The 11,385-nt window shown below is 74.5% G+C and carries 11 protein-coding genes; 4 read left to right on the forward strand and 7 right to left on the reverse strand.

The genetic code is table 11. The annotated features are described in order from the left end of the window. Positions 1-57: 57 nt before the first annotated feature. From CBOVI_RS10115 to CBOVI_RS10125, 3 genes are read right to left on the reverse strand one after another with little or no spacing between them, the layout of a single operon-like run. Positions 58-1,902 (reverse strand): ABC transporter transmembrane domain-containing protein, encoded by a 1,845-nt coding sequence (locus tag CBOVI_RS10115; RefSeq protein ID WP_125196950.1) that lies wholly within the window; start codon positions 1,900-1,902, stop codon positions 58-60. Continuing rightward, on the reverse strand, positions 1,896-3,968 hold the full coding sequence (locus CBOVI_RS10120; RefSeq protein ID WP_125187480.1) for an ABC transporter ATP-binding protein: 2,073 nt from the start codon (positions 3,966-3,968) through the stop codon (positions 1,896-1,898). The genes CBOVI_RS10115 and CBOVI_RS10120 overlap by 7 nt, the downstream gene beginning before the upstream one ends. Then, a complete protein-coding gene (locus tag CBOVI_RS10125) occupies positions 3,965-4,180 on the reverse strand; it encodes an MbtH family protein (RefSeq protein ID WP_010274196.1) in 216 nt (71 codons plus the stop codon). The genes CBOVI_RS10120 and CBOVI_RS10125 overlap by 4 nt, the downstream gene beginning before the upstream one ends. 444 nt (positions 4,181-4,624) lie before the next feature. On the opposite strand from CBOVI_RS10125, the gene CBOVI_RS10130 reads away from it, so the two are divergent. After that, complete coding sequence (locus CBOVI_RS10130) at positions 4,625-4,999, forward strand: hypothetical protein (protein WP_010271829.1); 375 nt, start codon at positions 4,625-4,627, stop codon at positions 4,997-4,999. A gap of 61 nt (positions 5,000-5,060) precedes the next feature. Here the strand turns inward: CBOVI_RS10130 and CBOVI_RS10135 are convergent, their stop codons facing one another. Then, positions 5,061-6,359, reverse strand: coding sequence for an aminotransferase class V-fold PLP-dependent enzyme (locus CBOVI_RS10135; protein WP_029157970.1), 1,299 nt, complete (start codon positions 6,357-6,359; stop codon positions 5,061-5,063). A gap of 76 nt (positions 6,360-6,435) precedes the next feature. Next, a complete protein-coding gene (locus tag CBOVI_RS10140; RefSeq protein WP_183273672.1) occupies positions 6,436-6,780 on the reverse strand; it encodes a hypothetical protein in 345 nt (114 codons plus the stop codon). A 179-nt stretch (positions 6,781-6,959) separates the two neighbouring features. On the opposite strand from CBOVI_RS10140, the gene wzm reads away from it, so the two are divergent. The 3 genes from wzm to CBOVI_RS10155 all read left to right on the forward strand — a co-directional run bounded on the left by wzm (position 6,960) and on the right by CBOVI_RS10155 (position 9,723). Next, entirely contained in the window at positions 6,960-7,808 is an 849-nt protein-coding gene (gene wzm / locus CBOVI_RS10145; protein WP_083825993.1) for a galactan export ABC transporter permease subunit Wzm/RfbD, read from the forward strand. 94 nt (positions 7,809-7,902) lie between these two features. Further along, complete coding sequence (wzt, locus tag CBOVI_RS10150; protein ID WP_010266336.1) at positions 7,903-8,703, forward strand: galactan export ABC transporter ATP-binding subunit Wzt/RfbE; 801 nt, start codon at positions 7,903-7,905, stop codon at positions 8,701-8,703. A 228-nt stretch (positions 8,704-8,931) separates the two neighbouring features. Then, complete coding sequence (locus CBOVI_RS10155) at positions 8,932-9,723, forward strand: SDR family NAD(P)-dependent oxidoreductase (protein ID WP_010266337.1); 792 nt, start codon at positions 8,932-8,934, stop codon at positions 9,721-9,723. Between the two features lie 9 nt (positions 9,724-9,732). On the opposite strand, the gene CBOVI_RS10160 is transcribed toward CBOVI_RS10155, so the two are convergent. Together CBOVI_RS10160 and CBOVI_RS10165 are read right to left on the reverse strand one after the other, a co-directional pair. After that, complete coding sequence (locus CBOVI_RS10160) at positions 9,733-10,857, reverse strand: XRE family transcriptional regulator (RefSeq protein ID WP_010266338.1); 1,125 nt, start codon at positions 10,855-10,857, stop codon at positions 9,733-9,735. Between the two features lie 188 nt (positions 10,858-11,045). Continuing rightward, positions 11,046-11,345, reverse strand: coding sequence for a hypothetical protein (locus CBOVI_RS10165; RefSeq protein ID WP_010266339.1), 300 nt, complete (start codon positions 11,343-11,345; stop codon positions 11,046-11,048). Positions 11,346-11,385 lie beyond the last annotated feature (40 nt).

Here is an 11,385-nt window from a genome sequence, read left to right on the forward strand (position 1 = left end):
TAGGCTAACCGTCCACCCTGGCGGGGAGCAAGGTCCGTCCCCCCCGCAGCCCCGCCCTCACCCGGCGACGACGCGGTCCGCGACGGAACGGAACGCCGGCCCCGCCGCGAGCACGACCGTCGTCCGGCCCTTCCGCAGGTCACGCACCGTCCGGGCGACGGTGACGCCGGTCATCGAGTCCACGGCCGACACCGGGTCGACGAGCACGAGGATCTCCCGGTCCGCGACGAGAGACCGGGCGAGCGCGAGCCGTTGCCGCTGCCCGCCGGACAGGTTCGCCGCCCCGTCCCGGAGCTGGAGCGACAGCACGTCGTCCATCCGGGTGCCGAGCTCGCCGAGGCCGAGGGCCGCGAGCAGCGCCACGACGGCGCGAACACCGTCACCCCCGTCAGCATTCGGTACCGCGGGGCCGCGCGCGCCACCAGCCGCGCCGAGGGCCTCCCGCACGCTCCCCGCGAAGACCGTCGGGTGCCGCGGCTCGGCGAGGACCCGCGCCCGCACGTCCCCGAGGTCGAGCGCCCCGACCGGCACCCCGCGCACGCACACGTCCACCACGTCTCCCGCGTCTCCCGCGGCCCCGGCGTCCACACCGCTCCCGGCGCCCACAGCACCCCCCGCGACCAGCGCCTCGACGATCGCCGCGGCCCGCTCGGGCGGGCACGTCACGGCGCTGAGGAGCCCGTCGTCGACCCCCACCTCCGGCCCCCCACCGGTGACGGTGAGCGCGGGCACCCCCGCCGTCGCCTCCGGCACGGGCCGCCCGGGCCGCGCCGCCGCCGCGCGCCGCACCCGCACGACCCGGCGCGCGGAGGCCCGCGCGTGGCCGAGGTACCGGGGCATCCGGCTGAGCGTGCGCAACGGCTCGGCGATGAACTGCGACAGGGCGACGACCGTCACGAGGTCGCCGACGGTGATCTGCCCGCCGACGGCCCGGTACCCGGCGGCCACCCCGACGGTCGCGACGAGCAGCACGCCGGCGGCCGTCGACACGCCCTCGTACCCGCCCGTCACCCGCGACAGCCGTTCGGCCTGGTCACGGGCGCGCCGGGAGAGGTCCACGTAGCCGTCGTACGCGGGGCGCTGCCCGCTGACCCCGGCGACGGGCCGCAGCCCGCGGAGGATGTCGGTGAGCCGGGACGTCGCCTCGGCGAGGAGCCGCTGCTGGTCCTCGCCCCGGCGGGTCACCGCGGTGGAGAGCAGGTGGAGGACGACGAGCACGACCACGGTCGCACCGATCACCCCGAGCCCCAGCGGGAGGTCCACGACGGCGAGCGCCGCCGCGCAGAACACCACGCCCACGGCCGCGGACAGGGACACGGGCACGACCTCGATGACGTCCGAGGTCTGCACGACGTCCTCGCCGACGACCGTCGGCAGTTCGCCGTGGGGGATGTCCCCCTCGCGCACCCCGCCGGGCGGGTCGACGTGCCCGATGACCCGCGCGGCGAGCTCCGCGCGCATCCGGTGCACCTGGTCCGCGTTCCGGCTCTGGAGGATGCGGAAGGCCGTGCGCCAGCTCGCGGACACCACGGCGATGACGATGCCGAGGAGGACGACGCCGCCCACCAGCCGCCGCACGTCCCCGGAGGGCAGGACGTGGTCGGCGAGCACGCCGAGGACCAGCGCGACCGACGCCTCGGCCACCTGGTAGACGCACAGCAGGAGGGTGGTGCCGGCGATGACCGCGCGGTGGCGGCGGAGGATGGCGCGGAGCAGCGCGTCGCCGGCGCGGGCGGCCGCGCGGGCGGTCAGCGGCCCCGGCGCGGTGGCCGCGGTGGCCGGGGTCCCCGGCGGGGTGGCCGGGTCATCGTCCGGGAGGGTACCCGGCGCGGCGCCCGCGCCGTCGTCCGGGAGGGGCTCCGGCCGGTGGCGGCGGCGGTCTCGACGTCGACCGGTCAGCACTGTTCTCCTTCCGTTCCGGACCACGCGGCCCAGAGGTCGGCGTACCGGCCCCCGGCCGCGAGCAGGTCCACGTGGTGTCCGTGTTCGACGACGGTGCCGCCGTCCATGACGGCGATCTCGTCCGCGGTGACGGCCTGGCTCAGCCGGTGGGCGATGACGAGCGCGGTCCGCCCGCGCACGGCGGCGACGGCCGCGGCCTCCAGCGGGACGACGGGTGTGTCCCGGTCACCCCGGGCTCCCCCCGCGTCGGGGTGCGGCACGGTGGGCCCGCCCGCGCCCGCGCCGGCCACGGCGCCGACCGGCGCGGGCGCGGCGTCGTCCTCGGCGGTCGACTCGTCGAGCACGACGACCGGCGCCGGGGACACCGCGATCCGCGCGAGGCTCAGGCGTTGGACCGTCGCACCGTCGGGTTCGACGCCCCCCTCCCCGACGGCCGTGTCCAGCCCGTCGGGCAGCCCGGCGAGCCACGGCCCGAGGCCCACGGCGTGGAGGGCGGCGGTGAGGGTGGCGTCGTCGGCGCGCGGGTCGGCCAGGCGCAGGTCGTCGCGGAGCGTGCCGGCGAACACGTGCGTGTCCTGGGAGGCGACGCACACGAGGCCGCGCCGCGCCGCCGCGCCGAGGTCCCGCAGACTCCGCCCGCCCACGGTGACCGTGCCGTCGCCGGCGGCGGTGCGGGCGGGGGTCGCGGAGAGGGCGGCGTCGTCCCCCTGCCCGGAACCCGTGCGGACCGCGACGGCCGTCGCCCCGCCGGTGCCCGTCGCCGGGTGCGGCACGGTCCCCGCGATGATCCCCGCGACCGTGGACTTCCCGGCCCCGGACCCGCCGACGACCGCGAGCGTCCGACCGGCCGGGATGTGCAGGTCGACCCCGCCGACCGCGCGCCGCCCGTCCGGGTAGGTGTGCCGCAGGCCCCGCACCTCGACGTCCACGGGGGCCGTGGGCAGCCGGTGGGGGTCGACGGGCGCCGGCGCGTCGCCACCCGTCAGCCGGATGAGGCCGATGATCCGGGTGAGCGCCGCGCCCGACCGCTGGGCCTCGTCGAAGGAGAAGAGGATCTGGCCGACCGGCACGAACTGGCGGTGGAAGAGGATCGTCGCGGCGGTGACGTCGCCGATCGTCACGTGGCCGGCGCGCAGCAGGAGCCAGCCGACGACCGTCAACGCGGCGAGGCCGGTGAACTCCGCGAGGTTCTCGCCGGCGACGAGGCGCGAGAACCGGCGGAACGCGGCGACGGACGTGTCGCGCGAGTCCGCGGCGGCGCGCGTCGTGAGGGAGCGGCGGTGGTCGACGAGCCCGTGGGACCGGACCGTGCCGAGGCCGTCGACGGAACTCATGAGCGACCCGAGGACCGTGGCCTCGTGGGCGCGCTGCTGCCGGTACAACGGGCCCGAATGGCCGAGGTACAGGCGTAGCGCCACGACGTAGCACGGCAGGGACAGCAGACCGGCGAGGGCGAGCCTCCAGTCCAGGCCCGCGATGCCGCCGCTGGCCGTGACGACGAGCACGAGTGCGCTGAGGATCGCCGGTACAGCCGTGCGCGCCCCCGAGACGAGCACGGCGACGTCCGCGCCGACCCGGCCGATGACGTCACCCCGGCCGAAGCGTTCGATCTCCCCGGTGGGAAGGCGCAGGACCGAGGCGACCGCGCGTTCGCGCAGGTCGGCGAGGACCCGGGCGATGAGCGTGCCGAGCGCGGTCTCTGCCGCGGCCGCGACGAGGCCGACGCCGAGCACCGCCGCCAGGGCGAGCACGAGGATGCGCGGCAGCTGGTCCGTGCCCGCGCCCGTCGCGACGGCGTCAACGACGTCCCGGAGCATGAGCACCGGGACCAGGGACAACGCCGCGCCGACGAAGGAGAGGACGACGGCCGCGAGGGCCGTGCCCGGCCAGCGGCCGACGGTGCGGAGCAGGTCGGCGGCGGCGGTGCCCGCCCCGGCCGTGGGGACGCGGGGCGGGCCGGCGGGTGCGGCGGCGGGACCGGGTGCGACCGCCTGCGCGGATCCGCCCGGGCTGCTGGGGGGCGGCGTCGAACCCGACCCCCCTCCCTGACCGGACCCGCCGGTCACCGCGCGTTCCGCAGGCTCTCCGGGCGCATGTCCGTCCAGGTCCTGTCGATGAACTCCAGGGCGTCGTCGCGGGTGGTGCCGTCGGGGCCGCCGTGGGCGATGGTCCACCCGTCCGGGACCGGCGAGAACGTGGGCCACAGCGAGTACTGGCCCTCGTCGTTGACGAGCGCGTAGAACGTGCCGTCGGGATCGTCGAACGGGTTACCTGCCATGGGGTGACCTCCGGGTCGTGAGGGGTGGGACGGTGGGAGAACAGGCGCTGACCTGGGGGCGCCGGTGGCGCCGGGCAGCCTCGCGGGCGACCCGTGGGCGACCTCGCGGGCGACCCGCGGGCGACCCCGGCAGCGCTGAAGTGAGCCTAGACTAACACGCCGTGCCGGGTGGGCCCCGGGGCCGCCGGCTGAGCGCCGGACCCCGCCGTCCGACCTGGGCGTTCGCCGCGCGGCCCGCGCCCCCGGCCGCGGTGCAGCGCACAGCCCGACCACCCACACATATGGCCACACTTATGGCCACACATATGCCCCCGGACACGGCCCCAGAAATGACACCGTCGTGCCACTCATTCAGGACGACGAGGAATCCACCCGCCCCGCGCGACGCTCAGCGTGAGACCATCGTGGGGACAACGGAGAACACTCGGACATCAAGGGAGGACCATGAAAGGCTCGGCGCTGTCTTTCATTCTGGGGGCACTGTGTATCGCAGGCGGACTGAAACTGGGGATGATCGGCGAACACCAACCGTCACTCAACAACGCCTACACCACCTACGGCGTATGCCTCTGGACCGCGGGGGGTGGGCTGATCTTCACGGCGGTGTTTCTCCCGCTGGTACGGCGGATGACATTTTCCCTGTCGCTCACTCTGTCAGGCCTGGTCGTCATTGCGTTGCCGTACGCGTTCCACGGACTGAGGCTCGACGCCCAGGGCCCGGTCATCTTCTCTCCGTGGCTGCTCCTGTATCCCGCCCTGGGTTTCGTGTTCGCCACTGTCGCTGTCGGCGCGCGGCGTGCGTTGACGAGCGACAGTTAGACATCCATCCGTATCACTCAGAACTCCCCGCGCCCGCGCGCAGTTCGCCCCCGAACCCCCGCTACACCAGCCCGGCGACGACGCGCACGAGGTGGTCCACGTCGTACGCCGTGTTGTGCGGGCTCATCGCCACGCACACGGCGCCGCCCTGTTCGGCGACACCCATCTGGTCGAGCAGCGCGCTGTCCTCCAGCGGCACGACCTGCGCGATGACGTTGTTCGCCACGAGTCGCCGCCCGACCGTCGCGGCGTCGAGCCCCGCGACCATGAAGCTGACGCGCGGGATCCGCTCCACGGAGTCGTAGCTGAAGGGTTCGTCGAACTCCCCGTCGAGCCCGACGACGTGCACGCCCCGCAGGCTCTGGAGCCCGTGGACGAGGTGCTGCGCGAGGACGTGCATGTAGCTCTCGGCCTTGGGCAGGGACTCCTCGAGGCGGCGGCGCCGGGTCCCGGAGGCGGCGTCGTCGAGGTTCGCGAGGTGGTCGACGGCCGCGGGCACCCCGCCGAGCAGCCCCGGCGCGTGCCCGCCGACCTCGAGCGCGCGGAGCCGACGCTCCGCCTCCGCCTCCACGTCGACGGTCGCGTGCCGGCCCCGCGCCACGTCCATGAGCTTGAGCTGGGCGGGGAGGGTGGGGTCGCGGAACACGAGCGCGCCGATCTCCGGCCCGCCGAGCGGGGCGAGGTCGACGGCGACGACGTCGGCCTCCCAGGCGTCGATGTCGATGACCCGGTAGGGGGCGTAGGCGGTGGCGTCGACGACGACCCATCCGCGCGACCGCCGGTGCACCTCCCGCGCGACGGCCGCGACATCCGTCACGGTCCCGACGTGCGCGTTCGCCGCGGCGACGGCGACGAGGGCGGTGTCCGGCGTCACGAGGTCGCCGTACTGCCACTCGGGCAGCGTGCCGGTGGACAGGTCGGCCTCCGCCCACCGCACCTGCGCGCCGTAGAGGTCGCAGGCCATGAGCCACGGGGCGATGTTCGCGGGGTCGTCGACCCGGCTGAGCACGACCTCCCGGCCCATCCGCAGCTGCCGGGACATGGCGGTGGAGAGGGTGTGGAGGAGAACGGCCCGGTTCGGTCCGAGGACGACGCCGTCAGGCCGGCCCCCGACGAGGTCCGCCACGGCGAGCCGCGCGGAGGCGGTGATCTGTGCACCCACCGCCCCGCCGGGGACCTGGGCGCGGGAGTGGCTGCCGCTCGACATCTCCGTGTGGGCCTGCAGCGGGGCCGTGCGGAAGGCGCGGGACACCGCGGAGCTCACGCGTTCCGGCACCTGGGCCCGTTCGCCGGCGTTGAGGTAGGTCCAGCCGTCTGACAGAGAGACGTAGAGGCCCCGCACGCGCGCGACATCGAACACCACGTATCCACCTTCCGGTCAACGGATCCACCTGGGGGCGGGGCTCCGTCAGTGCGGGCCCCGGACTGGTGTCAGACTACTCGACGCCCGCCCCCGGCGACCACCGCCCGGGCAGGACTGTGGGCACCGCCTCATCCGCCCCGCTCCGGGGCTTCGCGACACCGCCGCCGCACCCCCGCTCCCCCGCCCCGGCCGTGCCCCGGCCGCCCCGGCCGCACCGCCGGCTCCCCCGCCGCACCGCGCCGCCGCACCGCACCGCTCCCCCGCCCCGGCCGCCGCGCCACACCCCGCCGCACCGCGCCGCCGCCACGCCCCGGCCGCCCCGCCACACCCCGCCGCACCGCACCGCCGCCCCGCCCCGGCCGCCGCGCGGAGCAGCGCGGAGGTTCGGCCGTCGTCCCCCTCCCAGGTAGATTGACACACGTGTCTTCCACAGATCAGAGCACTCCCTCCCCGGACCCGGAGTCGTCCGCACCGGGACCGGACACCGACGACGCGGACCGCGCCCGCCCCGCCGCCGGCTCCCCCGCCGCGCAGGCCCCCGCCGGCGCGCACCCCGCCACGGTCGCGGACCGCACCGGCGACGCCGACCTCGCGCGCATCACGGCGGCGCCCGTCGGCACCCCGCCCCCGTCGCGGTCGTCGACGGTCGGCGCCGCGTGGCGGGACCTCACCCGGGGCTTCCAGCAGCGGGAGCTGTGGCTCGCGCTCGGGTGGCAGGACATCAAGCAGCGTTACCGCCGCTCGGTCCTGGGCCCGTTGTGGATCACGATCTCGCGGGCGGTCATGGCGTTGGCGCTGGGCCTGCTGTACTCCCTCCTGTTCGAGATCGACCTCAAGGAGTTCCTCCCGCACGTGGCCGTCGGCCTCATCATCTGGGACTTCATCGCCGGGTGCGTGATCGAGGGCTCGCAGGTGTTCATCGCGAACGAGGGGCTCATCAAGCAGCTGCCCTCGGCGTTGTCGGTGCACGTGTACCGGCTGGTGTGGCGGCAGTTCCTGTTCATGTGCCACAACCTCGTCATCTGGCTGGCGCTGCTGGTGATCTTCCGCATCCCGGTCGGGTGGGAGGTCCTGTACGCGGTGCCGGGGATCGTGCTGCTCGTGGCGAACGGCGTGTGGGTGACGATGTTCTTCGGGATCGTGTCCACCCGGTTCCGGGACGTCGCCCCGCTGCTGGAGTCCCTGGTGCAGCTGGCGTTCTACATGACCCCCATCGTGTGGTCGGTGAGCATCATCGAGCGCCAGGGCGGCGCGGCGGCGGACCGGGCGGTCCTCGCGGAGTTCAACCCGTTCTTCCACTACCTCTCGGTCGTGCGCGGGCCGATGATCGACGAGCCGGTGGAGATGCGCAGCTGGCTCATCGTCATCGCGCTCACCGTCGCGGGCACGGCCCTGGCTCTCGCGGTCATGCGGAAGTGGCGTTTCCGCGTGAGCTACTGGGTCTGACGCCCGCCGGGCCCCACTGCCGGCCCCCGCCACCGCGCGCCCGCCGGGCCCCCCGCACCACCGAACCTCCGAGACCGTCAGAGAGGCCGCACACATGGTCAGCATCGACACCTACAACGCGAGCGTCGACTTCCCGATCTTCGACGCGAAGTCCCGCTCGATGAAGCACACCTTCCTCGGCGCGGCCGGCGGTGCCATCGGCCGCAACGAGTCGAACACCGTCATGGTCGAGGCGCTGCGGGACGTCAACCTGCACCTCCGGGAGGGCGACCGGATCGGCCTCGTCGGCCACAACGGGGCCGGCAAGTCCACCCTGCTGCGCCTGCTGTCCGGCATCTACGAGCCGACGCGCGGCTCGGCCGTCGTCGAGGGCCGCGTGGCCCCGGTGTTCGACCTCGGGGTGGGCATGGACCCGGAGATCTCCGGGTACGAGAACATCGTCATCCGCGGCCTGTTCCTCGGCGAGTCCCGCCGGTCGATCAACCGCAAGGTCGACGAGATCGCGGAGTTCTCCGAGCTCGGCGACTATCTCTCGATGCCGCTGCGCACGTACTCCACGGGTATGCGGATCCGGCTGGCCCTCGGGGTGGTCACGTCGATCGAGCCGGAGATCCTCCTTCTCGACGAGGGCATCGGCGCGGTCGACGCCGCCTTCATGGAGAAGGCCCGCTCCCGCCTGCAGGAACTGGTCGCGAAGTCCGGCATCCTCGTGTTCGCCTCCCACTCCAACGAGTTCCTCGCGCAGCTGTGCGACAAGGCGCTGTGGGTGGACCACGGCGAGGTCCGGTCCTGCGGGGCGGTCGAGGACGTCGTCGGCGAGTACGAGGGCCCGGAGGCCCGGGAGCAGGTCCTGCACGTCCTGGAGAAGCTCGGCCGCCGCGACGCCGCGCGGTAGCGCCGGGGGTCGGGGCCGGGCCCGGGGGGTCGGGGTCGGGATAGGGGCACGACGCCGGCCGCCCGGGTGGTTGCGGTCAGCGGCGGGCCGCGGCCGGGGTGTGTAGCACGTTCCCGCGTGGACATGCGCCGCGCCCGGACGGTCTAGCGTGGCGGGCGCTGGCGCGGAGCCCGCGGAGCGGGGCGTCGACACCCTCCCAGAACACCACCTGACCAGGAAGGACCCATCATGACCGACACCTCACGGACCACCGACCCGACCACCGGCCCGACGACCGGCGACGCGCAGCGGGTCGCCGCCGTCACCGGGGCGGGGGCCGGCATCGGCGCGGCCGTCGCCGAACTGCTCGCCGCCCGGGGGTACGCGGTGGTGGTGTCCGACGTCGACCTCTCCGCCGCGGAGCAGGTCGTCGAGCGGATCACCTCCGCCGGGGGCACCGCCACCGCCGTCACCGTCAACGCGGGGGACGAACAGGACCAGCGGGCGCTCGTCGACACGGCCGTGGAGACCTACGGGCGGCTCGACGCGGCGGTGAACAACGCCGGGCTCGGCGCGCCGGTCAACCGGCTGGCCGACATCACCCCGGAGCAGTACCACCGGGCGGTCGACGTGACCCTGACCGGCACGTTCCTGGGCATGCGCGCCCAGCTGGCCCAGATGGAACGGCAGGGCTCCGGCGCCGTGGTGAACGTCATCTCCATCGGCGGGCTGCGCCCGGCGGCGGGCATGTCCCCGTACACCTCCGCGAAGCACGGCGTGACCGGCCTCACGGAGGTCGCGGCGCTGGACTACGCGGACCGCGGCATCCGGGTCAACGGCGTGGCCCCCGGCCCGATCGACACCGCGGCGCTGGCGACCCTCAGCGAGGAACGCCGGCACGCCGAGGAGCAGAAGATCCCGGTCAAGCGGCTCGGGACGCCGGAGGAGGTCGCGAAGGCCGTGGCCTGGCTGCTGTCCGACGACGCCTCCTTCACGACGGGCGCGGTGCTCACCGTCGACGGCGGGGCGTCGCTGCTCTGACGCGGGGCGTCACCTGATGACGCGGAGTGCCGGACGGTCGGCCGGTGTGCCCGGCACCAGCTCCCGGCGCGGCGGTCCGGACCCCGGTGACGGCCCCGGCGTCCCGGACACCGCCTGGAGCCGGGTGCCGAGGATCAGAGCGTGGACGTCGTCGCGGGGAATCCCCAGATCGTCGGCGACGGACGCCACGGACAGCGCGCCCGGTGTGTCCGGGGAGAACACGGTGGAGAACACCCGGGAGCGCTCGTAGGCCCCCATCCCGCCCGGTTCGGACGACCGGAACCCCTTCCCCGCGAGGGTCCTGCACACCGCCCGGTAGGCGTAGTCGGACAGGAACCCTGCGCGGTGGAGGCTGACGGCCGTCGCCATCGCGGACGCCCGGTACGCGGAACGGACACGCAGGATGTCCCGGAGCCCGGGGTGCCGCGGGACCGTCGCCGCCAGGGCCGTGCGGGGCAACAGGAACTCGGACGCGAACTCGTCCGCCTCCACCTCCCGGTCCTCCGACGATGACGGCCCCCGGTGCATGACGAGGTGCCCCAGTTCATGGGCGATGTCGAACCGTGCCCCCTCCGGGGTCCGTCGCCGGGCGAGGAAGATGTACGGGTCGCCGTCGTACCAGCAGGAATAGGCGTCGACGGCGTACGCCGACGGCGGGAGACCGTGGACACGGACACCCCGTGACTCACACAACTGGACGAGGTTCGGCAGGGGCGCATCGCCGAGGCTCCACCGGTCGCGCAGGAGGCGGGCGGCTGTGCGCGGCGTATGACCGCTCACGTCCGGGAGGTCGACCTCCGGGAGGACGAAGCGCCGCCGGATGTACCGGTCGACGTCCACGCCGCACCGGCCGACGGCGACAGCCGCCTGCTTCGCCGCGTCGGGCGCCCGCCGCCCCGCGCGGAAGATGGCCTCGGAGGCGTCGAGCCGGATGTCCCCGTCACGGACGAAGAACCGCCGGGGGAAGTCGAACGCTGTGGCCAGGTTGTCCGCCTGGCGCACCGGGGCACCGTCCTGCTCGTAGCGACGGTACGTGCGCGGTGTGACCCCGAGGGCCCGTGCGGCCGCGGCCGTCGTCATCCCCCGGCGGAGCCGGGCCGTCTCCAGCCGGTCACCGGGGAGGACATCACTCATTGCGCGGCTCGACGATGCCGGGACGGACCGCGTCCACTCGACTGGTGCATGACAGATCCCCCATGTCTGACGTGCGCCTCGTTCGCTGCGCACCACAGGATAATATCCGCTTCATCGTAACGGACAGAGGGGCCGGAGCACAGGATGACAGCGCATCCCGTGCTCCGGCCCCTCGGCGCGGGGTGGACTCAGTGGTCGTCCCAGTGCCCGTCGTGGAAGGCGTGGCGGTGGCCGTCGTGGATGTAGTCCACGTGGTCGTCGTGCGGGACGGCGACGTGGCCGCAACCCGGGCCGTGCTCGTGGTCGTGGCCCTCGTGGACGACGTGACCGGTGGGCTCGCACTCGTCCCAGTGGCCGTCGTGCTCGCGGTGGAGGTGGCCGTCGTGGACGAAGTCGACGTGGTCCTCGTGCGGGACGGCGACGTGGCCGCAGCCCGGGCCGTGCTGGTGGTCGTGGTCGGTGTGGGTGGCGTGCTGTGTGGCAACCATGGGGTTCCTCCGGATACGTCGGCGATCGCGTGTGATTCGG

This window comes from Corynebacterium bovis DSM 20582 = CIP 54.80, assembly GCF_030408615.1.
GTDB lineage: Bacteria > Actinomycetota > Actinomycetes > Mycobacteriales > Mycobacteriaceae > Corynebacterium > Corynebacterium bovis.